Genomic DNA, 22,323 nt, shown 5'->3' with positions numbered 1-22,323 from the left:
GACAAGAGAGTGATAGCTCGTGTTATTTTGGATATGAAGTACAAAATACCAGATACAGCCATGCGCCTTGTGCATGCTGGGGCGCGCTGTCGTCGTGATTTCCCTCCGAGGGCCAGCATTTTCGGCCCATCGCGATGCTGCGGTGCGGCACCGCGACCGTTCGGAAGCTTTTTATCCGCGCCCCCATGCTCCCAGCGTGGAGATCTCCGCGGCGCACAGCGTCTCGCTGATCCCGGCCACATCGATGACCCCGGCGGGAAGGCCTGCGGCGAGTAGCGCGTCCCGCATCCCGTCATCCGTGCAGACGGCGGCATACACATCCCGATCGAGGCCGACGAGGCGGCTGCGCTCGAACCGGGCGAAGACGCGGCCGGTCGAGCGCTCGGCGAACCGGACGCTGGCGAGCCGGCCGACGCAGTCCCGCAAAAATCCGGCATTGTGCTCGGGGGCGAGATCGGCGCCCGCATAGACTTCCGCGGGCGAGCGCGCGTGGATGTCGATCCTACGGTAGCGGTCGATATCGAGGAGCGCCCGCGCGTCGAGGACGGTCATGGCACCGTTGCTGCCGAAGCCGATGGTGCGCGGAGTCTCGTCCTTCAGGACGGTGTTGTCCAGGAATTCGAACGCCACCGCCTTGTCCGTCCGCAGGGCCCACAGAAAGAACAGCCGCGGCATGCCCGCGAAGGCCTCGACGTTGTGCGCGAGGAGGTCTTCCACGGCCTTGTAGCGCCCGAATTCCTCGCCGCGCTTCCAGGCCCGCTCAACCGTCGCCTCGGGCGGAGTGATCATGAATTGCAGGTAGATCCGGTGGCCGAAGCGGGTCAGCAGTTGGCTGGTGCCGTCGCCGCGCGCATCGGCGGAGAAGCTGTCGAAGCGGAAGCGGTCGATCAGCAGGTGCGAAATCCGGCCCTCGGCCGCCTTGCGGGCCATGTAAAGGTCGAGCTTGGCGTCGATGATCTCGACTCCGTGGCCGGTCAGTGGGCCGGCATAAAGCCGGGCCGGCCCGAGGCCGTCGTAGTCGAGCAGGAATTTCCGCCAGACGTCGGGTGTGATCACCGCGAAGTCGGACCAGTCGGCGCCGCTGCGCTCGACGAGCGCCCGCTGGTAGGGGCGGATGGTGCTCTTCCCCGAGGCCGAGGCGCCCTTGACGTTCATGACCACGGGTCGGTCCTGGGCGCCGACCCGGCGATAGCCCTCCTGCGCGACGACGGCCGCGATCCAGGGTTCGAGGGTCTCCCCGATCCGCCGGCTACCATGGGCGTTCGAGACGAGGATGACGGCGAGCCCCCGCAGCAACCTCCGATCGCGGATCAGACAGCCTTGGCGGGTGACGACGCACGCCACGACGGTGCGCAGGGACTCGCGCGCGCAGCGCTCCAGGCTTTCGGGTGCACCCGCCGGCTCTTGGAGGCGGCGCAGGGCACGCGCCTCGCGGTCCTCGGCGGGCGGCGACGGGACACGCCGTGCGAAGACCGACAGGCCGAACGGCCGTTTTTCGCGATCGCCTTCCTCTCCCGGATGGTCGAACAGGGCCGCGAGTTCGCCATCGAGCACGGCGTTCGCCCGGGTACGGATCGACGCCAGGAGTTCGGTGATCTGCGGGAGGCGCGCCGCGACGCCATCGCGAAGAATCGTCGCCGCGATGCGGCGGGTGTTGACGCCGAGATCGGCGTAGACGCTTCCGAGGGGCACCGACAGGTCGGCCATCACCCGGATCAGCACCTCGTGGACGACGAGGCGCTCGGGGCGGAACAGGGCGAGCTGCGTCGCCGGCAGCCCGCTGAAATCGCTGAGTTCATGGATCTCCGCGAACGTGTTCTCGACGTTCTCCGGCCGGAAGACGGTGGCCAGCGGCCGGACGTAGCGCGGCAGGCCCGAGACGAGGCCGGGGTTCCAGGCGTGGAAGCCGGTGCCGTCGCCGTTCGCGATGGGGTCGGGCTCCGGCATAGCCACTTGCGAGGCCCCGGGCCGGATCGCTCAGGCGGCCGACACGCTGTCGATCGTCTCGAACCGGGTCTGGTATTCCGCGCCCCAGATCGCGTCGGCCTTGTCGTGCCAGTCCCGGTCGAAGAACCGCTCGGCCTGGGCTTGGCTCGCCCAGATGCAGACCGCGGTAATCCGGTTCTCCAGGACCCGCACGTGCCGGCTCTCGAGGCCGCCGGTCACGCCGGCGCGGGGCAGCATGTCCTTGCTCGACAGGCCGTGCTCGTTCTCGGCCGGAAAGGCCACCGGGCATTCGACGACGGTGAGGTATTTCATCGGGCGCTCTTTCGGCTCATGCGATGGGGGGCTTGGAGCCGTGCCCGATCGCCCTGCAATCGCCCGCGGCTCCGAGGCTTTGTCTTGCCGCGCCTTCTTTCGGCCAAGCGGTATCCACTTGGCCGGAAGGCGCTCTAGGCTCGCGCAGCCGCGGCGTCCGCCGCACCGGCGCAATCCCAGATGCTCAGGATAGCGCTGACCCGAAATCCGTCCATCAGCGCGATGTGGTCGACTTTGTGGTCGCAGAAGGCCCGCATCCGGTCGCCGGGCGAGGCGGTGACGTCGATCGCCGGAAAGTCGTGCTCGGCGATGACCCAGACGCAATGACCGTAGATGTCCGAGCCGCGTGTGGCGAGGGCCCGGAAGATGTCGCGTTCGGTCAACAGCCCGACGACGGCGGCATCCGCGGCATGGCCATCGACGACCAGCAAAGCCCCGGCGCCCGATTGCGAGAGCCGCCGCGCCGCTTCGCCCACGGAGCTATCCCTGTGGATGCGCGGCGCGTCCGTTCTGCCGCGCGCTCGGCCCGATTCCCGGTCCATGGCGCTCCTCCTGTCAGGTGTCCCCTTATGGCCGGGAACGATCCATGGAGGCCAATCTGGTATACAACATACCTATTGTCAATTCTGAATTTTGAATTATGGTGCAGGCGCCGGTCGGAGAAGCGGAAACATACATCCGCATCTGGCCGTCGAAGCATTCGCATGATTCCGGCACCGCCGGGCTTGTGACGACACTCACTTCTCTCGCGCCTCTTCGCTCCGACGGAGGCCTTGACCCGTGACCGAAGGACGACGTCCCCGAACTTATTTCAATACGGCTTTCCGCTTGCGGCGCTCGTCTGCGCAGGAGCGTCCGAACCTCGTCCGCAGCCATCCGCGCGAAGCCGGCCGGCCGACGACGCAATCAAGAATCAAGACAATCAAGACGGTCCAATAACGCCAAGCATCCCAAAGACCTCTCCTTGGAGAAACGCCATGGTTACCCCCTCCACGACAGCCGGTTCACCGCCCACCAGTCGATGGCTGCAACTGGTCTTCGGCATCGTCTGCATGTGCATGATCGCCAACATGCAGTACGGCTGGACCTTCTTCGTGAACCCGATCCAGGAGCGTCACGGCTGGGACCGCGCCGCGATCCAGGTCGCCTTCACGATGTTCGTCGTCACCGAGACCTGGCTCGTCCCGATCGAAGGCTGGTTCGTCGACAAGTACGGCCCGCGCATCGTCGCGCTGATGGGCGGCCTGCTCTGTGCCGTCGGCTGGGTGATGAACTCCTACGCCGACTCGCTGACGATGCTCTACGCCGCCGCCGCCGTCGGCGGCACGGGCGCCGGCGCCGTCTACGGCACCTGCGTCGGCAACTCGCTGAAGTGGTTCCCCGATCGCCGCGGCCTCGCCGCCGGCCTCACCGCGATGGGCTTTGGCGCGGGTTCGGCACTGACGGTCATCCCGATCCAGGCGATGATCAAGAACTACGGCTACGAGTCGGCCTTCTTCTACTTCGGCATCGGCCAGGGCGTCGTCGTCATGATCCTGGCGCTGTTCCTGATCGCGCCGAAGAAGGGCGACGTGCCGGAGGTGGCCAAGGTCAGCCAGAGCAAGCGCGACTTCACGCCCGGCGAGATGGTGCGCACGCCGATCTTCTGGATCATGTACGCGATGTTCGTGATGATGGCGGCCGGCGGCCTGATGGCCACCGCCCAGCTCGGGCCGATCGCCAAGGACTTCCACATCATCGACACCCCCGTGAGCCTGCTCGGCATCACGTTGCCGGCCCTGACCTTCGCAGCGACGATCGATCGGGTGCTCAACGGCGTCACCCGACCGTTCTTCGGCTGGGTCTCCGACCATATCGGCCGCGAGAACACGATGTTCCTCTCCTTCGGCATCGAAGGCGTCGGCATCTACCTCCTGAGCGTGTTCGGGCAGGACCCGTTCATGTTCGTGATCCTCACCGGGCTCGTGTTCTTCGCCTGGGGCGAGATCTACTCGCTGTTCCCAGCCACCTGCGGCGACACCTTCGGCTCGAAATACGCCGCGACCAATGCCGGCCTGCTCTACACGGCCAAGGGCACGGCCGCGCTGATCGTGCCCTTCTCCAGCGTGCTGACCACGATGACCGGAAGCTGGCACGCGGTGTTCCTGGCCGCGGCCGGGCTGAACATCCTCGCAGCGCTGATGGCGCTGTTCGTGCTCAAGCCGATGCGGGCCGCCTATACGAAGCCGGCGCTCGCCCTCCACGCGGTTCCCGCGGAGTAACCTCCCCACGATCGCCGACGGCCGGTTCGAGCAACCGGCCGCCGGTTTGTTTTTGCGCGGACGCGCGCCGTGGCTGAGACGCCCGGCGCGCGTCGTCGTTTCGGCCCTCCTCCGGCCGCGATGATCAGGCCTTCGGTCTCGACCATGCCCAGCGCGGATCGTACGATCGACCTGCGCGGCACCATATTCTTCGCCCGATCCGATCTCTGGTATATTGCATACCTAGAAATATCATGCTTGATGGACCTGCTACGGAATCAAGAAAACCCGCAACGGGAGGTATCCGGGATGGATCGCCAGGACGCGCCGAACACATCCGCTCGACACCGGGAGGCAGCGCACGACGCGCCCTCGGCCAAATGGTGGCAGCTCGCTTTCGGCGTGCTCTGCATGGCGATGATCGCCAACCTGCAGTACGGCTGGACGCTCTTCGTCGATCCCATCGACGCCAAGTTTCACTGGGGCCGTGCGGCCATCCAGTTCGCCTTCACGATCTTCGTCGCAACGGAAACCTGGCTCGTACCGATCGAGACCTGGTTCGTGGACCGCTACGGCCCGCGCGTCGTGGTCGGCTTCGGCGGCGTGATGATCGGTCTCGCCTGGTTCCTCAACGCCCATGCCGAGTCGCTGCCCGTGCTGTACACGGCCGCGGTCATCGGCGGGATCGGGGCCGGCTCGGTCTACGGTACCTGCGTCGGCAACGCCTTGAAGTGGTTCCCGCACCGTCGCGGCCTCGCGGCCGGCGCCACGGCGGCCGGCTTCGGCGCGGGCGCGGCCATCACGGTGGTTCCGATCGCCAAGATGATCGCCACGAGCGGCTACCAGGACGCCTTCCTGTATTTCGGCGTCGGACAGGGCCTCGTCGTCGTCGCCCTGTCGTTTCTGCTGCGCAAGCCGCGCTCGGCCGGCCCGGTCCAGCGCAAGAGCCTGCGCCTGCCGCAGACGAGCGTCGACCGCAGCCCGAAGGAAGCGGTCCGTACCCCCGTGTTCTGGGTGATGTACGCCATGTTCGTCATGGTGGCCTCGGGCGGCCTGATGGCGGCGGCGCAGATCGCGCCGATCGCCCATGACTTCAAGGTCGCCGACGTCCCGGTGAGCCTGTTCGGCCTGCAGATGGCGGCCCTGACCTTCGCGATTTCGCTGGACCGGATCTTCGACGGCTTCGGCCGGCCGTTCTTCGGTTGGGTCTCGGACAATATCGGCCGCGAGAACACGATGTTCATCGCCTTCAGCATCGCGGCAATGGCGATCATCGTCCTGCTCAACCTCGGCACCAACCCCTACGTCTTCGTCTTCGCGACGGCTGTCTATTTCGGGGTGTTCGGCGAGATCTACTCGCTGTTCCCGGCCACCTGCGGCGACACGTTCGGCTCGAAGTTCGCGGCGAGCAATGCCGGGCTCCTCTACACCGCAAAGGGATCGGCCGCCTTCCTGGTGCCGTTCGGCAGTATGCTCTCGGCGGCCTATGGCTGGTCGGCGGTGTTCGCGCTGATCATCGGTCTCAACATCGTCGCGGCATCGCTCGCGATGTTCGTGCTGAAGCCCCTGCGCCGGCGCTACCTCACCGAGGAGCCGGGCCAGGCCGTGGCCAAAGATCGCTCGCTCACCCTCGCCTGACGATCTCCCAGACGCCGGCCGATCCCCATTTCGGCCGGCGTTTTCGTTGACCCAATTATTGGTATTTGGTATACCAAAGATCGGATCTCAGCCGGATTCCACGCGCCCGCCGATTCCGAACAACCCGGTCGGACAAGGGTGACACCTCACACATTCTCTCGGGAGGGAACGACATGTTTGCAGTGGCCAAGCTCATCGATACGTCGACGACCGACGTCAGCATCGCCGAAGCCGACGCTCCGATGGAGCTGACGGATGGCTTCCACCTCGTCATCGACGCGCTGAAGCTCAACGGCATCGAGACGATCTACGGCGTGCCCGGCATCCCGATCACCGATCTCGGCCGGATGGCCCAGGCCGAGGGCATGCGCGTCATCTCCTTCCGGCACGAGCAGCATGCCGGCAACGCGGCGGCGATCGCGGGCTTCCTCACCAAGAAGCCCGGCATCTGCCTCACCGTGTCGGCCCCGGGCTTTCTCAACGGCCTGACGGCACTCGCCAACGCCACCACGAACTGCTTCCCGATGATCCTGATCTCGGGCTCCTCCGAGCGCGAGATCGTCGACCTGCAGCAGGGCGATTACGAGGAGATGGACCAGCTTGCCATCGCCAAGCCGCTCTGCAAGGCCGCCTTCCGCGTGCTGCACGCGGCCGATATCGGCATCGCCATCGCCCGCGCCATCCGCGCCGCCGTCTCCGGTCGTCCGGGCGGGGTCTATCTCGATCTCCCCGCCAAGCTTTTCAGCCAGGTGATGGATGCCGAAGCCGGCGCGGCCTCGCTCGTCAAGGTGATCGACGCGGCCCCTGCCCAGATCCCGGCGCCATCGGCCGTCGCCCGCGCCATTGAGGAACTGAAGAACGCCAAGCGCCCGCTGATCGTGCTCGGCAAGGGCGCCGCCTACGCCCAGGCCGACGAACTCGTGCGCGAACTCGTCGAGACCAGCGGCATCCCTTACGTGCCGATGAGCATGGCCAAGGGCCTCCTTCCGGACACGCATCCGCTCTCGGCCGGTGCCGCGCGCTCGACGGCTCTGAAAGATTCGGACGTCGTCCTCCTCGTCGGCGCCCGCCTCAACTGGCTGCTCTCGCACGGCAAGGGCAAGACCTGGGGCGCGCCCGGCTCCAAGCGCTTCATCCAGATCGACATCGAGCCGCGGGAGATGGACTCGAACGTCGAGATCGTCGCGCCCGTGGTCGGCGATATCGGCTCCTGCCTCGCGGCACTCCTCGAAGGCATGGGCCAGGGCTGGAAGACCGCGCCGGCCGACTGGATCGAGACGCTGCGTTCCAAGCGCGAGGCCAACGTCGCCAAGATGGCGCCGAAGCTGATGAAGAACACGGCGCCGATGGACTTCCACTCGGCGCTGGGCGCGCTCCGCACCGTGATCAAGGAGCGGCCGGACGCAATCCTCGTCAACGAGGGCGCCAACACCCTCGATCTCGCCCGCGGGATCATCGACATGTACCAGCCGAGGAAGCGCCTGGACGTCGGGACCTGGGGCATCATGGGCATCGGCATGGGCTTCGCCGTCGCCGCCGCTGTCGAGACCGGCAAGCCGGTGCTGTGCGTCGAGGGCGACAGCGCCTTCGGCTTCTCCGGCATGGAGGTGGAGACCATCTGCCGGTACAACCTGCCGGTCTGCATCGTGGTGTTCAACAACAACGGCATCTACCGCGGCACCGACACGGACCCGACCGGCCGCGACCCGGCCACCACCGTCTTCGTGCCGGAGGCGCGTTACGACCGCATGATGGAAGCCTTCGGCGGCGTCGGCGCCCACGTCACCACCCCCGACGAGCTCAAGCGCGCGGTGGATGCGGCCATGGATTCGGGCCGGCCGACTCTGATCAACGCCGCGATCGACCCGGCCGCCGGCAGCGAGAGCGGCAATATCGGCAGCCTCAATCCGCAGAGCGCGATCAAGAAGAAGACGTGAGGGCGGCTCGCCTCGTCGAGTCTCTAACGAGACCGGCCCTGCCCCGGCAGCCAGCGAGGCTGTCGAGGTTGCGCCTTCCGATACCGTGTCCTGTCGATCGAAGCGGTCACCGTGCCACTCCTCGCCCTCTGGGCGAGGGGGACCGCGCGCAGCGCGGTGGAGCGGGCGGCACCGAACCCATGCCGGGGACGACGGCGCCGGCCCCCTCCGTCCGCTTCGCGGCCACCTCCCCCAGAGGTGGAGGAGAGCCCCAGTCGCATGCCGATCCGATCATCCGGAACGGCATGAGCCGACACCAACGCGGGTAACGCCATGATCGACCCCCAGCTCGCGGGCCGGTTGAGCTTCCTCCCCCGGCTGCCGACCGAAAAGCCGCTCCCCCCGGGCCGTCACGACCTCGGGCTGTTTCCCGAGCGCGACGCGGTCCTGTTCGTGCCGCAGGCGGTTCCCGCGCGCCGGCCGGTGCCGCTGGTCGTGCTGTTCCATGGCGGCGGCGGCAGCGCCCAAAAGATCCTGCCGATGCTGGAGGCCCATGCCGAGGCCCGCGGCTTCCTGTTGCTGGCGCCGCAATCGCTCCATCCGACCTGGGACCTCGTGATCGCCGGCAACGGCCCCGACCGCGAACGGTTGGACCTGGCTCTGGCGGCCGTCACCGCGCGCTTCCTGCTCGATCCCGGCCGGCTCGCCTTCGCCGGCCATTCCGACGGCGGCAGCTACGCGCTGTCCCTCGGGCTCACCAACGGCGATCGCGTCAGCCACGTCATCGTGTCCTCGGCGGGTTTTTTGTCCGTCCAGCTCCAGGCCGGCGCGCCGCGCATCTTCCTTTCGCACGGCACCCGCGACGAACAGATTCCAATCGACCGCAGCGGCCGCGTCCATGCTCGCCTGCTCCGGCAAGCCGGCTACGACGTCACCTATGTCGAGTATGACGGGCGGCACGCCTACGACCCGGCCGTCGTGCGGCAGGCCGTCGATTTCTTTCTTCGGGAGATGCTGTCGGCCGTCGACTGATGCAAACGGACGAAAGCTCTGCCCCTTCCTGCGACTGGCCGTTGGTAAGCGCGAAAGCGTGCCGCCGCTGGTCGTGCGGCGGACGCCTTGGACCGGTTATGGTCGAAGGCCGCTGGTACGAGCGGTCAGGACGCTCCGGCGGACGCCAGGCGTAGGCTCGGACCCTCGTCGCCGCGGCTCGCCATGTCGGCGAGCATCGCACCCACCAGATCCGTCTGCGCGACGACGCCGACCAGCCGCCCGTCCGGGCTGGTGACCGGCGCATGGTGGAGACCGGCCTGCGTCATCAGAAGGGCGGCCTCGCCGGCCACCGTGTCCGGGTGCAGCGTGGTGATGTCCGTGGTCATGACGTCGGCGACCGAGCCGTGCGGAGCGCGGCCGCGGTCGCGCGTCAGCCGGAGCCGGCGGCCGAGCCCGAGGCGCGGTCCGCGCATGTCCCACACCGTCTTGTCGATGAGGTCGCTCTGGGTGACGACGCCGAGCACCCGTGCGCCCTCGTCGGTGACCGGCAGAATGGTGACGCGGTGGCCGCGCAGCATCTCGAGGGCGTCGCGCAACGGCGTCTCGGGCGCGATGGCGCGGACGTTTCGCGAGAGCAGCGCGGCGCAGGTGGTCTGGCCCGAGCGGCGCAGCGAGGCATGGATCTGTGCCCGGCGCAGGATTGCCTGGAGGTCGCCTCTGCCGATGTCGAGGATCTCGTCGACGTCCCGGAGCGCCGCATCGAGATCTGCGGCGGTGAGGCCGCTGCCCGAGGCCGGGATCGGATCGTTGCCGCGCGCCGGCCGGCCCGGCGCCACATGCGGGTAGGAGCGTCCCGTCAGGTTGTTGAATACCAGGGCCGAGACCAGCAGCAGGGCCGAGTTCAGGCCGACCGGCCAGAGCACGAAACCGTAGCCGAGATCGCGGATCGCCGGGCCGCCGAGCACGGCCGTCAGCGCCACGGCGCCGCTCGGCGGATGCAGGCAGCCGAGGAGCATCATCAGCGCGATGGCGAGCCCCACCGCAACGGAAGCGGCCAGAACCGGGTCGGTAATGCTCGCCGCCGCCGTGACGCCGACCAGCGCCGCCACCAGGTTGCCGCCGAGGATCGACCAGGGCTGCGCCAGCGGACTCGACGGCACTGCGAAGAGCAGGACGGCCGAGGCGCCCATCGGCGCGATCAGCGCCGGCAAAGCGGCGTCCGATCCGACGGCGCTCCGCGCGATCAATCCGGTGAGGAGGATCCCGACCAACGCGCCGCAAGCGGAGCGGACGCGCTCCCGCGTGCTGATGGCGAGCAGATCCGGAACGAACCGGCTCAGGAACGGGCTCAGCATCGGCACGGGCCTCGGCGCTGACGGGATCGGGGCGGCGACGGCATAGCCCGTCGCCTCCGCCTTCCCAAAAAGAAAAGCCGGACCGACGGATCGGCCCGGAGTTGTCGCAAGGGAGCGTCGGTGGCTCGTCGCCGCCGTCGCGCCCTTGCCAAGAGAGGAGAAATGAGGAGGAGCCGGGCTCGGGGTCGGTCAGGCTCGCGCGCCACCCCCGGGCCGTCTCGTTTCCGAAACCGCGGCTCAGACAGCCTTGGCGTCGTGAAGCTCCGCGATCTGCTGCTGGTTGTAGCCGAGGCCGGCCAGGACCTCGTTGGTGTGCTCGCCGAGCAGCGGCGAGGCCTTGATGTCGACCTGGAGGTCGGAGAACTTGATCGGGCTTCCCACCGTCAGGTACGAACCGAGCTTCGGGTGCTGCACCTCGGCGATGGTGCCGCTGTCGCGCAGGGACTTGTCGACCGAGATCTCCTTCATCGAGAGCACCGGCGAGCAGGGGATGTCGAACTTGCGCAGGATGTCGACGGCCTCGAACTTGGTCTTGTCGGCGAGCCACTCTTCGATCGTGCCGAAGATGTCCATGATCTTGTCCTGGCGGGCGCGGGCGGTGTTGTAGGCCGGGTCGTCGATCCACTCTTCGCGGCCGAGCGCCTTGCAGATCGGGGCCCAGGCGTGGCCCTGGATCGTGAAGTAGATGTAGGCGTTCGGGTCGGTCTCCCAGCCCTTGCACTTCAGCACCCAGCCCGGCTGGCCGCCGCCGCCCGCATTGCCGCCGCGCGGCACCACGTCCGTGAACGTGCCGTGCGGATATTGTGGGTATTCTTCGAGGTAGCCGACGGCGTCGAGGCGCTGCTGGTCCCGCAGCTTTACGCGGCAGAGATTGATCACCGCGTCCTGCATCGAGACGGCGACCTTCTGGCCCTTGCCGGTCTTGTCCTTGTGGCGCAGCGCCGTGAGTATGCCGATGGCGAGGTGCATGCCGGTGTTCGAGTCGCCGAGCGCGGCGGCCGACACGGTCGGCGGGCCGTCCCAGAAGCCGGTGGTCGAGGCAGCGCCGCCGGCGCATTGGGCGACGTTCTCGTAGACCTTCAGGTCCTCGTAATGGTGGCCGTCGGAAAAGCCCTTGACCGAGGCCAGCACCATGCCGGGGTTGAGCTCCTGGATCCTGGCCCAGGAGAAGCCCATGCGGTCGAGGGCGCCGGGGCCGAAGTTCTCGACCATGACGTCGGATTCCTTGATCAGCTTCTCGAGGACTTCCTTGCCTTGCTTGACCTTCGTGTCGAGGGTCAGCGAACGCTTGTTCGAGTTCAGCATCGTGAAGTAGAGCGCGTCCGCGCCCTCGACGTGGCGCAGCTGGTTGCGGGTGACGTCGCCGGCGCCGGGGCGCTCGACCTTGATCACGTCCGCGCCGAACCAGGCGAGGAGCTGCGTGCAGGCCGGTCCGGCCTGGACGTGGGTGAAGTCGATGATCTTGATGCCTTCGAGCGGCTGGCTCATGGTCGTTGTCTCCCTGTGGTCGACGGCGTTGCGGTTTCGAAGTTTTTTTGAGAAATCCGAAGTCTAAAAACAGTGTTTCGACGTCAAATCTGGCTCGTCTTCAAATTCCGCTGAAACGGATGCTTGGATCTCGGCCTCCAGATCCGAGACTCGGCGGCGCAGCTGGCGTTCATCCTCCCAGCGCGTGGTATCGTCGCGGATGATCGCGGCGATGCCGGTGACCGCGCCGTCGGCGCCATGGAGCATGCCCACGGTGAAGGCGATGGAGAGCGCGCGGCCGTCTTTGTGCAGGGCCGGCACGCGCAGCACGTCGGCGCCGTACTTGGTCACGCCCGTGCGCATGGTCTTGTGGTAGCCGTCCCAGTGGCGCCGACGGTGACGGTCGGGGGTGATCAGGTCGAGGCGCTGGCCGAGGGCTTCGGCCTCGGAAAATCCGAAGATCCGCTCGGCGGCCGGATTCCAGACCACGATCAGCCCCTCCGGATCGGAGACGACCACCGCGTCGCCGATGGCGGCGACCAGCCCGGAAACGTCGAAGCCCGGTGCCATGATCACGCCGACGCCGCGTGCCGGATGGCGATGCAGGGATCGGTCATGGCGTCTGATCCTCCCGTTTTCCGGATCGAGAGGCTCGCCCCCTCGCTCCAGTGACTCGGTGATTGGCATCTGGTATACCAAATACGAAATCAGCGTCAAGACCGGGCCGGACCACTTCGATCGCTCACTTCCGGGATACCGGCATGCGGCAGTTCGTTGGGTCCAAGGCGGGACCACGTGGCGGCAGGATCAGGCGAGGACACAGCCGGCATGGCACCGAGCATCACCATCACCCAGGTCGAGGGCTTCAAGTTCCTGATCGATTTCGGCGCGGCCTTTCCGGCGCTGGTCTCGGACGAACCGGAGCCGATCGGCCGCGGAGAGGGCCCGTCGCCGGAGCAGGTGCTGATCGCGGGCGTGAGCAACTGCCTCTGCGCCAGCCTCGCCTTCGCGCTCGGCAAGTACCGGCAGGACGGGGGCGGCGTGACCGCGCGGGCCTCGGCCCGGATCGAACGCAACGCCGAGCAGCGCCTGCGCATCGGCGGCATCGACGTCGAGATCACCCTGGGCGCATCGGCGGCGGCGATGCCGCGGATCACGCAGGTGCTCGCTCAGTTCGAGCAGTTCTGCACCGTCTCGGAAAGCGTGAAGGCCGGAATTCCCATCACCGTCGCGGTCCGGGACGCCACGGGCGAACGCCTGAAATAGGAAGAGGAGACAATCCGATGTCGAACACCGATCGCAAGGGTGCCAATGAGCCCGGAGACCTAGCCGGGCTCTTCAACGCCCGCGCCAATGCCGGCGACGTCGAGGGCCTGGTGGCACTCTACGAGGCGGATGCCGTACTCGCCGCCGGGAACGTCGTGGCGACAGGCCACGCGGAGATCCGCCAATTCTACACCGACCTTCTCTCCAAGAAGTCGGAGTTTCCCGCCGCCGAGACGCTGCCGGCCATCGTCAACGGCAATCTCGCGCTGACATTCGCTCGACTGCCGAACGGCAGCCTCTCCGTCGAGGCAGCCCGGCGGCAAGAGGACGGAACGTGGCTGTGGGCGATCGATCAATTAAAGATCAAGCCGGTTGCAACCTGATCATCTGCCTCGAAGCTTGATTCTGATCGATGCTTTGGGAACATCTTTTGACGATGATATGCAAATATTTGGTATCTATCGCATGAGTTCTTAAAATATAAAATCGCCGAGCATCATCGATCGGGTCGGTCCCAGAAACATGATTTTGTTTGCCGGCAGCCCTTTCGACGCAAATGGTCGGTCACGACCATATTGCCGGGTTCCGACAAGCATCTGTTTTGCCGCTGACGCACAGGAAAGCGGATCGACCAGACGCTGCTCTCATCGGCCCTATGATGTCCGATGTAGCCACATTCGCTCCGAACCGGTTTCGGGTTGAACTTATACGGTCGGGATGGTCGTCATGCCGTCAGTTCGACAAGGCCACCGCTCGTCCCACGCTACCGATGGCGTACGAGGCGGTAGATCGCGTATCTCGCCATCAAGAACGCGCTGTGGCCTACGCTTATGATCAGAGAGGCTGTAATTCTGGCGCGCCGGACAGCATGAAACTGCGAACGCTTATGTGATTGTTTTGCAAAGATAATTTTTAGCGGCTGCTGGAGTTGACCTTTCGGTCGGCAGTAAGCCGACAAGGCGTGAACCTGCGCGAAGGTGCCGCTTCGAATATGCCAGCAAAAGAAGTGTCGAGCTTCAGATAAATCAACAATAGGAAAAATTGGGTGCGACGCCAGGATTCTCAGCCAAAGAAAAAGTGGGTGCGACGTGAGACGCTTGGACCTGCTATCGCGTAACTGGGGCAGATCACCGGCTGGTCATGCTGTTGCGGCGTTTTTGACGAGGTCCGGCAGGGGCGGGACGGTTGCACCGTCTGGGATGCCGAGACGGTCTCCGAGGTAGCGGAAGAACGAGACGCCGAGCTTGGCGCAGGTCTTCATCAGGCCGAGCATGACGTCGCGAGCGGTGCGGCCGGCCTCGCTCATGGTGCCGCCGGAGATCTTGCGTGTAGATCGGCGTCGAAGGATGACCCTGAGAAAAACAGACCTAATTCATTATGGAAGCTAGGGAATTTCCATCGAAGGTGGGGTCACGATCGGCGCCGATTGTGACCCCACCTTCGACAAGGATTGCGGTTTTAGATTAATAACTTAGCGTGATCTGAGGGAGGGGTTATCCTTCGAGGCTTTTTCACAGAGTGCGAAAAATAACGTCATATTATCATTTATTATGTTAGCCTAAACCCGTCATATGATAGGTTTCAATCATCGTTGGAGCTATTTAAGGGCTGCCAACGGTAGAGAGAGGTTTGAGCTTACGCATCGTTCAAAACGGAAGGCTGCATGTCTATTTCAAATTCAAGCAACGAACGACTTCGGTCAAACTTTAAAGATATTTCGATTTTATGCCAAGAAGCATTAAATAAAATAGGCCCTGGAAACTTCCGCATCCGCGTCTTGCTAGAGATGATAATTATCCAAGTCGCTGTAGATACTCAGATGGCTCCTCAACCTGACAGACAAGACGAACTTTGAGTTTCATAGCGCCGGTCAAATCGCGGACGCTCAATACAAGCGTTGTGTCCTTGCACTCGTCGGCTTCGGCCTTCAGCAACGCCGTAGCGACCTGTAGGGCTTCAGCGCGGAGGATCGCACCATTTTCCAACTCGCGCCCAATCACGTCGCGGATTTCAACCCCGTCGTGAATGTCGAAAAAGTAGCGCGCCATCCCGGTCCAGCCTTGCTGTTTCGTTGTAGCGGCAGCAACACATGAGGATGGGATAGGTTGCGCGCAATGCGATCAGATACCCTATGCGTTGAAGGTATGAAGCTTGACGGTTGGTGCGTGCCGTCTGTGTGCTTGCCAGCCTGGATCGAACTGCACGGGGTAGATCGTTCCCGTATGGCCCCGTGAGGAAGGCTATCCCTGTCCCCGGCCCGTAGGTTCGATCATAGACCGCCACCATTCGCCCTATGACGTCACCATAGCCATGCTTTCGAACGGCTGCACCTTTGCCTCACCGTGACGATGGAAAACCCTTGGTCCGTTAACCAAATTCGACCCAAACCATATTGCTGCTCCGAATACGATCCAGAGTTCAACGTTCGGACGGTAGCATAGCTTCCCTGGTCGGATCTCTCAGGTGCCACGCTCCGAAGATCGCTACAGGCACGACGACCACGGCTGTCAGCTTCAGGACGGCAATCGCCAGCCCCATCACCACCCCGTTGAGTCTAATCGTGCTGGTGAAGGTGGACACAAAGCCCCACAGCACGACCAGAGCCCCTACGGCCATGATCGCCAACAGCGTCCAGTGGTCCATGAAGTAGGCTTGGTTCAGGGTCGTGTGTGGTTCGCCCAACGTCAGCCGCCAGATCTCGAATGCCAGGGCCAAGGCGGTCAAGATGGGTGCGATAACGATGGAGGCGGTTCGGGCAAGGTCTTCGCTATCGGCAAACACCACCCCATCGCGACCCAAGCCCGATCAAGAGCAGCACGAAGGACGCGACACCGGCCAAGGCGAAGATGCCAGCCAGATTGCCCACCAGCACGTTGAATGCCCTCTTGCCCTCGATTTCGGCAGAAATTTCGATGTGGGCAGAGTTTGGGGCTGTAGGAGGCCTGGTGACGGTCGGCATCGGTGGACGGGTCTGGATCGGGAGCAGATACAAAAAGGCAGCGTCCATAGACGCGAACATAGCTGCCAAACCGATTGCTGGCTCAGGGGTGGTGAACGCCCTGATGATCCACAAAGCGGTTAGGGGTGCACGGGCTTTGTTTCAGCTCCCAAACGCGCCCGGTCGTCAAGCTGCCTTTCACCTATGAACCGATGTCGGATTGTCAGGTACCATACCATTCTTCCGCGTGAGATTGTCGCCGGGAGATTTGCGCAATATCTGTTACCGACCTGAGGCCGTGTGCCGCCTATAGTTGTGGGCTGGTTAAAGATGGCGGGTCGCTCCTAATGTCTGATCCACCACAAGAAGAACGGCTTGGAAGGCTAGATTCGCGGCCGGCAAGCTATCGATTTGTGCTGATTGACAGAGATGGCCGAGTGTCATCGATCACACCTTTGCCTATCCATGACGACAAGTCGGCTATAGCCGTCGCGAAGAGTATGGCTAAAGAATTTAGTGCGGAGCTTTGGTACGGTCTCTGCTACATTGACCGCTTCCATACCGGCAACCCATGACCGTGTCGGATTGGGATCGAAGGGTGCAGAACGCTATACTGCGCTTGCAAGCCAATACGAAGCTCTTCTCGGCGGAGCGAACTCTTGGGCTGATCGACTTTCTAGCGTCGAATGGTTCGGCCACCAGGGCAGAAATGCTGGCGCACGGATCGCCCTATTTCATCCAAGTGGTACTCGGCCACGTAACATCGGCCGTTCATGGTGGCGGCAAAATCCCTAGGCATGGAGGATGGTATCGAATTCGCCCTGGTATGCCTTACGTGATCGACATAGGCTTCGCGGCCGCATGGATGAAGGCACGTCGGGACCCAGATCAACTTGCAGTTCAGAGGCCGGTCAATTCCAAGAAATTTTCTAGTTTGGGGCTATCTAAAAGCACTACCTAGAGCAGGAATTCCGACTAGCGTTATCTGCGCGGATCGCTCTCAACGAACAAGGAATCCTTATACTTGGGCCTGTATATTAGGTTTCTGAGTACATCGTATAATTGATACCGGCTTGGGTTAACATACTAGTATTTTTAGATAAAGAATTTATGTCTTGTCCGGCTCTGTAGAGGGAGCAGCTATAGCGCCCATGCCATGGCCCAAGTACAATCCCCTGTTAAGCGGTACACCGCTCGGCAATATTGGGGCAGGCGCGGGTTCGGGCTCGTCCCGCACTTTTGCGAGGCCAGCTTCCACTTCATGCATCAGGTCCGCAAACCTGTACGGCTTGCTGAGCAGGCGTGTACCCGGTGGGAGCTCCCGTTGAAGCTCAGATCCAGCTCCCGAAGTGACAATGATACCAACACCGGGCCAACGACGGTGAACGACATGGGCGAGGGCAACACCATCGCCCGCGATGCTGCGCCCCGTGATTAGCATACGTACGGCGTCTGATCCTTGAAGCACTGACAGTGCCTCTGCTGCCGTACAGACTTCTATGGCCCGATAACCGATATCCGTCAGCATGTCAGCGGTGACCATACGGACGAGCTGATCAGCGTCTGCAATGAGGATAGCCAAAGGCTTGCTGTCAGACACAAACGTCCTCCGCGCAATATGGGCGGGAGCACGCACTGCTCTCAGGCACGGGCGGCCGGGACCGAAGCCAGTGATGATCCCCTATGAGCCACTTATCCGCAGGAAGCGATGCCCAAAGATCGTCGCAGCTCGCCAGACGAGGAACATACCCCGGGAGGGCCGCTTTCCACTCTCCGTAGACGTCCGTGGTGGATCCCAAATTTCGGATTTCAGCCACTAGGATGCAATCTTTAGCTGACGTCGAGCAGCCTCATCAATCTGACATACCATTCGAACGACCAGCACATTTGCCCTTTGGTCGTCTCGCACTTCCACAATGATCGTATACCCATCTTTATAGCAATTTTCAGAAGCAGATAGTTCGGATGCTACCTTCATAGCTTCCGCACGAACACCCTGCATGTCCTTGATCTTTCGACCAACAGTATCGTTAAAGTCGAGACCGTCGTGTACGTCGAAGAAATAGCGTGGCATAAGATTGACCTTAGTCTTTAAAAAGCGAACCTCATAATCTGATTGCGCTTATACACTCTGAAGCGTAACTTGGTCGCCCACGATTTGTTCCAATATATAGTTTCTACTGTCTGGTAGTCGACAACGCGTCATCACTTAGGGCAGGCAATCGTCGTAGAAGTTCCATTCCTTCAGGCAAGGCACCGGCCGCCCCCACGATGACAGCGTTATAGGATCGTTCCACCTGAACGAACCACGCGGCCGAGAACGGCACGATGGTCGCAACACCGCTCAGGGCGAAGATGCCAGTGATGTTGACCATCAGCAGGTTGAATGCCCTCCTGGCCTCGATTCCGGCAGAGGTTTCTAGGTGGGCTGGCTTTTGGACCGTAGGAGCCGCACTGATGGTCGGAACGGTTTGGATAGGCTGGACAAGGCGCGGCCCTATCGTCGGAGTCTGACGGTCTTGTGTGGGGATCAGAGCGGCATTCAACGGTTTGGTCTGGCCGGCGCTGATCGTGGGAAGCGTGGACGTGCTAGCCAACCGAGATCGAACTGGAAGGGGTAGATCGTTCCCGTATGGCCCCGTGAGGAAGGCTATCCCTGTCCCCGGCCCGTAGGTTCGATCAGAGACGGCCACCATCCGCCCTATAGCACCGTCAAAGGCACACCACCCGCTACGACACGTCAGATGGCCTCTGTAAGGCCCCATTGGGCGACTGACTCATGATGCTCCGCTGTCTCGATACGGATGTCGCGAGGCAGTCGGTAGCGGTGCGCACGGATGGAAAAACGGTGGACCGCCTCATTTGACCGGACTCTGATCGTGCGTGCGTCACGTTCGAAATAATCCCCATAGCGTTAGGGTAGTGACGGAAGTAGATTTTGATTCTTCTAATATGAACGGTGATGATGTCACGGACGTTCGCGACATCATCCGAGTTTCTGGCGTTGAACAGACCTAGACCTGTCTTACTATTTACATAGGCTGTGCGTTACATGCTCTCACGCTGCGTCTTTCATGTATTCCTCCATCTCTTTCTGCCTTTCTGCCTTCGATCTCGCACATCCTACCGCCTGAGACATAATTAGTCGCCAGTGGTGACCTCGAATGCCGTTGTGTAAAAGTCTTCGGTTCAGGTTATAGAACATGACGTGCCCACTCTCTTTGGGTGCAGATCGGAACTTGTCCAGTGCCTTCTCTGCAATGTAGGATTGGAGCGGTGTAAGTTCGTCCCTGTCATCGCTGTCTGCTGTGATGCTAGGGATAACTGGAATTTCATCATCTAACGGAACGACCGAGTTTTCCAACCAGTTGTCTACGTCAAGTGGTGATCGACCATCGTCATCGAAGACCCTGAAGATGCCGGCCCCACCATTCCCTGGCTTACAAGGGAGATAGAACTTGTTGCTGGCATCATACTTTGGATCGATACCATGCGCCTTCATGTATGGTCTTGATGGGTCGCGAGTTCTGACATAGGATCCAGTTGCTTCGATTTTATGTATGATTTGACAAACGATATTACGATAGTGATTGTTCGACACGTTTACACCAGCAGTGACAGTGTCTTTGCCCTCAACATGCCTGAAACACGCCGGACTGATCGCTTCGTTCTCTTCCTTGTTTTCGAGTTTGATCTTGGCTCTATTACGAAGGTAGGCAATAAATGGCCCCTCATCAGATAGGTAGAGGCTTCTGTCTGGATTCTTTTGCTTGATATTTCTTATGATAGTTCCTCTAACAAGTGAGACGTTATTACCTATAGACTCTAAGGTATATTCGTCTCGTTCATATAAACAAAAGTCTCTAAGATTATCTTTAGTGGCCAATTCGATTTCTTTAACGAAGCCGATACGTTCCGCCTTTAACTTCTCACGACTCAAACGTTGTTTCTCAGCAGACGAACTATGGATCGCCTTAGGGCCACGACGGTTAGGAGTCGGCTGGACTAATCCGAGTGACTGACATGTTGAACCCGGAAAGAGACTAGACAACCGCCGATGACTTCGTCGCCTTCCTGCATCGCCTGCTCGATCCTTCGCAGGCCTCGGACGTGCTGGAGGGCCGAGCACTCGATGGGGGACTGCGTGCGCTGGCCAGGACGATCATACAGGAAAACCTGACGCGGCCCGATCTGTCGCCCGCATTCATCGCTGGGCAGATGCATGTCTCGCGGGCCACGCTCTACCGGCTGTTCGACCCAGCGGAGGGCGTGATGAACTTCGTGCAGGGCGAGCGCCTGAAGGCGGTGCGCGATGCCCTGGCCGATCCGATGGAGACGCGCACCCTTAGCAAGTTGGCCGAGGTCTTCGCCTTCAGCAGCGTCGCGCATCTCAGCCGCAGCTTCCGCAATCGGTACGGCTCGCCACCCCAGGCTTGGCGTGGCGAGCGTCGAGTGGTCCAGCAGACTAACAGACTGGCGGCCTTGCAGCAGGTTTGGAAATGGCTGCGCGAAACGTGACGCATCCCATGATGCGTGTCCCAGCGCCGGCGAGACGGCTGAATAGGTTATGTCCCCCTTAACCGCGTAATCTTGCTCGCCGACGGCCCTCCACCCGGTCTTCAGGCCGCACTCTGTAGGGCGGAGGAAAATCCAGCCACGGGGCGGAGTAAATCCAGGCAATTCGAGCTTCGCTAAGCCCGGAGAGCCCATCTTCGAAACGATTTCCGAAGCAACCACTTAGGCAGACACGGCCGCCGAGATCCGGCGTTTGATGCCGACCCCGTCAGGGCGGTTTAGTGACCTGGATTTGCACCGCCCTCTACATGGCAAAGCTCACTATCGCGTTCGAAGAAGTCTGCGTGGCTGCACTCTCTGACCTGCTGACGCGCTAATGAGCGCCGGCAAAGGTATGAAGGCGGCGCTCGGCCTGATCCTGGTCGTGAGTGGGGGCGTGATCCTCTCGGGCTACGACAAGGCCATGGAGACGGCGCTGGTGAACGCCTCGCCGGAATGGCTCACCGACCTGACGACCCGGTTCTGAGGTTACGACTCGCGATGCATCGATCCCGACTCGCGGGATCCTCAGGATCAATCCAAAGCGGCATGCCGTGCTAAAAATTGGGGATAAGCGAGGATCATCGGGAGCGATCCGAGGGTGCGGAACTTATCCGCCTGGGTTGGTCGAGGCGCGAGCCGTCATCGTGATGAGCTTCACCTTAGTCCTGACGTTTCAGTCGCCCGGCCCGGGACGCTGGACCGATAGCACGTCCATTTCCGCGACCACGGTCGCAGAGGCGATCAGGCTGGCGATCACGACTGCAGCCCTGACCTTATCCGAGCACGGTGGCCAGGCAGCCCTCTATGACGTGGTCGGCCGGCTGGTATGGCAGTCGGAAACGGTCGGAGGCTCCCTGGGGGCTGGTGCCGGGGACGCATCGACGCCGTGAGCCCTAAGGATCGGGGCAAACCGCCGAGGCCGCGACCGCCGAATGTGCCAAGGCACGGTCCGCATCCGACACAACGGCAAGTCGCGCCAGCATATCGCCGGCGGCCGAAAGACGAGCCTCCAGCTTGACCAGCCCCAAGCATTGGGAGCGTGCGATCGAACCGAGAGCCCAGGCATCCTCGGGACCCATCCCGTCCTTTGCGGCTAGGTCACGGCGTGCGTCGGCCAAGGCCACCTCAGCGGACATGCCATCGAGCAATTCGCGCAGCGCGTCGGTCTGAAACACGTCCATGCCGCACCCTATATCCGGATCTCACGACCGAGGCGCATGAACAAAATGTGAGATGTCCCGGCAGTCGCTTCCCATCAGCCGGGATTGCCGCACAAAGCGGCTGCCCGAACGCTTCATCTCCACCGACCCGCAGTCTGGTGGATACCGCTGCTAATCCATTGAGAGCCTGACGAAGATCATGATCCTCACAGCCATTTCCTACGCGACGGCCCTCGCCTTCGGTCTCGGCCCCGCGACGACAGCCATCGGCTCGGCCCGAGTGCTGTGGGGCGCTTAGAGCGCTTTCCGGCCGAGTGGATGCCGGTCGGTCGTAAGAAAGCGCGTCATAACGATGGCCTAGATGTTTGGTCCCGGCATTTGGTGGAGCGGGTTTGACGTGAAGCGGCTTGGCTCGGCGGACCATGCCCTGCAGATGGCCTCGTAGGGTGTGAGGCCACGCAGGGTCTTGAGGCGGCGCGCGAAGTTGTAAGCGCTGACGAAGTCCGCCAAGTGAGCGCGGAGCTGTGCATGGCT

20 protein-coding genes and 2 pseudogenes are annotated in these 22,323 nt (G+C 62.7%); 9 read left to right on the top strand and 13 right to left on the bottom strand.

Annotation, left to right across the window (positions count from 1 at the left end; translation table 11 throughout):
• Positions 1–171: 171 nt before the first annotated feature.
• From FV217_RS00110 to FV217_RS00100, 3 genes are all read right to left on the bottom strand, one after another.
• A complete protein-coding gene (locus FV217_RS00110) occupies positions 172–1,947 on the bottom strand; it encodes a hypothetical protein (protein WP_147813073.1) in 1,776 nt (591 codons plus the stop codon).
• Positions 1,948–1,977: 30 nt separating this feature from the next.
• A complete protein-coding gene (locus FV217_RS00105; protein WP_147813072.1) occupies positions 1,978–2,259 on the bottom strand; it encodes a hypothetical protein in 282 nt (93 codons plus the stop codon).
• Positions 2,260–2,393: 134 nt separating this feature from the next.
• A complete protein-coding gene (locus FV217_RS00100; protein WP_147813070.1) occupies positions 2,394–2,801 on the bottom strand; it encodes a CBS domain-containing protein in 408 nt (135 codons plus the stop codon).
• Positions 2,802–3,236: 435 nt separating this feature from the next.
• Here FV217_RS00100 and oxlT (FV217_RS00095) point away from each other — a divergent pair, with 435 nt between their 5' ends.
• From oxlT (FV217_RS00095) to FV217_RS00080, 4 genes are all read left to right on the top strand, one after another.
• Positions 3,237–4,520 carry an oxalate/formate MFS antiporter gene (gene oxlT / locus FV217_RS00095; protein ID WP_147813068.1) on the top strand — a complete coding sequence of 428 codons (1,284 nt, stop codon included), beginning with the start codon at positions 3,237–3,239 and terminating at the stop codon, positions 4,518–4,520.
• Between the two features lie 288 nt (positions 4,521–4,808).
• Positions 4,809–6,137, top strand: coding sequence for an oxalate/formate MFS antiporter (gene oxlT, locus FV217_RS00090; protein WP_147813066.1), 1,329 nt, complete (start codon positions 4,809–4,811; stop codon positions 6,135–6,137).
• Positions 6,138–6,310: 173 nt separating this feature from the next.
• Positions 6,311–8,074, top strand: a complete 1,764-nt coding sequence (gene oxc, locus FV217_RS00085; RefSeq protein ID WP_147813064.1) for an oxalyl-CoA decarboxylase — start codon at positions 6,311–6,313, stop codon at positions 8,072–8,074.
• A gap of 312 nt (positions 8,075–8,386) precedes the next feature.
• Positions 8,387–9,085, top strand: a complete 699-nt coding sequence (locus FV217_RS00080) for an esterase (protein WP_147813062.1) — start codon at positions 8,387–8,389, stop codon at positions 9,083–9,085.
• A 125-nt stretch (positions 9,086–9,210) separates the two neighbouring features.
• On the opposite strand, the gene FV217_RS00075 is transcribed toward FV217_RS00080, so the two are convergent.
• From FV217_RS00075 to FV217_RS00065, 3 genes are all read right to left on the bottom strand, one after another.
• Positions 9,211–10,398 (bottom strand): HPP family protein, encoded by a 1,188-nt coding sequence (locus FV217_RS00075; protein ID WP_147813393.1) that lies wholly within the window; start codon positions 10,396–10,398, stop codon positions 9,211–9,213.
• A 240-nt stretch (positions 10,399–10,638) separates the two neighbouring features.
• Entirely contained in the window at positions 10,639–11,889 is a 1,251-nt protein-coding gene (frc, locus tag FV217_RS00070; RefSeq protein WP_147813059.1) for a formyl-CoA transferase, read from the bottom strand.
• 63 nt (positions 11,890–11,952) lie between these two features.
• Positions 11,953–12,438 (bottom strand): PAS domain S-box protein, encoded by a 486-nt coding sequence (locus FV217_RS00065; RefSeq protein ID WP_147813391.1) that lies wholly within the window; start codon positions 12,436–12,438, stop codon positions 11,953–11,955.
• Between the two features lie 258 nt (positions 12,439–12,696).
• On the opposite strand from FV217_RS00065, the gene FV217_RS00060 reads away from it, so the two are divergent.
• Both FV217_RS00060 and FV217_RS00055 read left to right on the top strand, forming a co-directional pair.
• Entirely contained in the window at positions 12,697–13,134 is a 438-nt protein-coding gene (locus tag FV217_RS00060; RefSeq protein WP_147813057.1) for an OsmC family protein, read from the top strand.
• A 17-nt stretch (positions 13,135–13,151) separates the two neighbouring features.
• Positions 13,152–13,517, top strand: a complete 366-nt coding sequence (locus tag FV217_RS00055) for a nuclear transport factor 2 family protein (RefSeq protein WP_147813055.1) — start codon at positions 13,152–13,154, stop codon at positions 13,515–13,517.
• A 755-nt stretch (positions 13,518–14,272) separates the two neighbouring features.
• Here the strand turns inward: FV217_RS00055 and FV217_RS00050 are convergent.
• The 5 genes from FV217_RS00050 to FV217_RS00030 form a co-directional block, all read right to left on the bottom strand.
• Positions 14,273–14,440 carry a hypothetical protein gene (locus tag FV217_RS00050; protein ID WP_246682691.1) on the bottom strand — a complete coding sequence of 56 codons (168 nt, stop codon included), beginning with the start codon at positions 14,438–14,440 and terminating at the stop codon, positions 14,273–14,275.
• Positions 14,441–14,927: 487 nt separating this feature from the next.
• The gene (locus FV217_RS00045; protein WP_147813053.1) at positions 14,928–15,182 is read right to left on the bottom strand and encodes a hypothetical protein; all 255 of its coding nucleotides are present in this window, start codon (positions 15,180–15,182) and stop codon (positions 14,928–14,930) included.
• A gap of 370 nt (positions 15,183–15,552) precedes the next feature.
• Positions 15,553–15,915, bottom strand: a complete 363-nt coding sequence (locus FV217_RS00040) for a hypothetical protein (RefSeq protein WP_147813051.1) — start codon at positions 15,913–15,915, stop codon at positions 15,553–15,555.
• A 2,334-nt stretch (positions 15,916–18,249) separates the two neighbouring features.
• Positions 18,250–18,447: a hypothetical protein gene (locus FV217_RS23180; RefSeq protein WP_210245109.1), complete on the bottom strand. Its 198-nt coding sequence runs from the start codon at positions 18,445–18,447 to the stop codon at positions 18,250–18,252.
• Positions 18,448–19,130: 683 nt separating this feature from the next.
• Positions 19,131–20,012 carry a hypothetical protein gene (locus FV217_RS00030; protein ID WP_147813047.1) on the bottom strand — a complete coding sequence of 294 codons (882 nt, stop codon included), beginning with the start codon at positions 20,010–20,012 and terminating at the stop codon, positions 19,131–19,133.
• Positions 20,013–20,182: 170 nt separating this feature from the next.
• On the opposite strand from FV217_RS00030, the gene FV217_RS00025 reads away from it, so the two are divergent.
• The 3 genes and pseudogenes from FV217_RS00025 to FV217_RS00015 all read left to right on the top strand — a co-directional run bounded on the left by FV217_RS00025 (position 20,183) and on the right by FV217_RS00015 (position 21,519).
• Complete coding sequence (locus tag FV217_RS00025) at positions 20,183–20,590, top strand: helix-turn-helix domain-containing protein (protein ID WP_246682690.1); 408 nt, start codon at positions 20,183–20,185, stop codon at positions 20,588–20,590.
• Between the two features lie 370 nt (positions 20,591–20,960).
• Positions 20,961–21,113: pseudogene (locus FV217_RS00020) on the top strand (cytochrome c biogenesis protein CcdA); the annotation flags it as partial.
• 160 nt (positions 21,114–21,273) lie between these two features.
• On the top strand, positions 21,274–21,519 hold the full coding sequence (locus FV217_RS00015) for a hypothetical protein (protein ID WP_147813043.1): 246 nt from the start codon (positions 21,274–21,276) through the stop codon (positions 21,517–21,519).
• A gap of 3 nt (positions 21,520–21,522) precedes the next feature.
• Here FV217_RS00015 and FV217_RS00010 read toward each other — a convergent pair whose 3' ends face one another.
• Positions 21,523–21,810, bottom strand: a complete 288-nt coding sequence (locus FV217_RS00010; protein WP_147813041.1) for a hypothetical protein — start codon at positions 21,808–21,810, stop codon at positions 21,523–21,525.
• A 336-nt stretch (positions 21,811–22,146) separates the two neighbouring features.
• Positions 22,147–22,323 (bottom strand): annotated as a pseudogene (locus FV217_RS00005) (IS481 family transposase); the annotation flags it as partial.

Origin of the sequence: Methylobacterium sp. WL9 (genome assembly GCF_008040035.1) — a bacterium.
GTDB classification, from domain to species: Bacteria; Pseudomonadota; Alphaproteobacteria; order Rhizobiales; family Beijerinckiaceae; genus Methylobacterium; species Methylobacterium thuringiense.
The sequence above is the reverse complement of the archived record's forward strand: the minus strand, read 5'-3'. Positions and strand labels throughout refer to the sequence as shown.

Bases quoted from the DNA above. Each gene is read 5' to 3' on its own strand.
- FV217_RS00055 (WP_147813055.1), top strand. From the start codon at position 13,152: ATGTCGAACACCGATCGCAAGGGTGCCAATGAGCCCGGAGACCTAGCC.
- FV217_RS00100 (WP_147813070.1), bottom strand. From the start codon at position 2,801: ATGGACCGGGAATCGGGCCGAGCGCGCGGCAGAACGGACGCGCCGCGC.
- oxlT (WP_147813068.1), top strand. From the start codon at position 3,237: ATGGTTACCCCCTCCACGACAGCCGGTTCACCGCCCACCAGTCGATGG.
- FV217_RS00045 (WP_147813053.1), bottom strand. From the start codon at position 15,182: ATGGCGCGCTACTTTTTCGACATTCACGACGGGGTTGAAATCCGCGAC.
- FV217_RS00060 (WP_147813057.1), top strand. From the start codon at position 12,697: ATGGCACCGAGCATCACCATCACCCAGGTCGAGGGCTTCAAGTTCCTG.
- oxc (WP_147813064.1), top strand. From the start codon at position 6,311: ATGTTTGCAGTGGCCAAGCTCATCGATACGTCGACGACCGACGTCAGC.
- FV217_RS00050 (WP_246682691.1), bottom strand. From the start codon at position 14,440: ATGAGCGAGGCCGGCCGCACCGCTCGCGACGTCATGCTCGGCCTGATG.
- FV217_RS00080 (WP_147813062.1), top strand. From the start codon at position 8,387: ATGATCGACCCCCAGCTCGCGGGCCGGTTGAGCTTCCTCCCCCGGCTG.
- FV217_RS00010 (WP_147813041.1), bottom strand. From the start codon at position 21,810: ATGGACGTGTTTCAGACCGACGCGCTGCGCGAATTGCTCGATGGCATG.
- FV217_RS23180 (WP_210245109.1), bottom strand. From the start codon at position 18,447: ATGGTCAACATCACTGGCATCTTCGCCCTGAGCGGTGTTGCGACCATC.
- FV217_RS00065 (WP_147813391.1), bottom strand. From the start codon at position 12,438: ATGGCACCGGGCTTCGACGTTTCCGGGCTGGTCGCCGCCATCGGCGAC.
- frc (WP_147813059.1), bottom strand. From the start codon at position 11,889: ATGAGCCAGCCGCTCGAAGGCATCAAGATCATCGACTTCACCCACGTC.
- oxlT (WP_147813066.1), top strand. From the start codon at position 4,809: ATGGATCGCCAGGACGCGCCGAACACATCCGCTCGACACCGGGAGGCA.
- FV217_RS00105 (WP_147813072.1), bottom strand. From the start codon at position 2,259: ATGAAATACCTCACCGTCGTCGAATGCCCGGTGGCCTTTCCGGCCGAG.
- FV217_RS00110 (WP_147813073.1), bottom strand. From the start codon at position 1,947: ATGCCGGAGCCCGACCCCATCGCGAACGGCGACGGCACCGGCTTCCAC.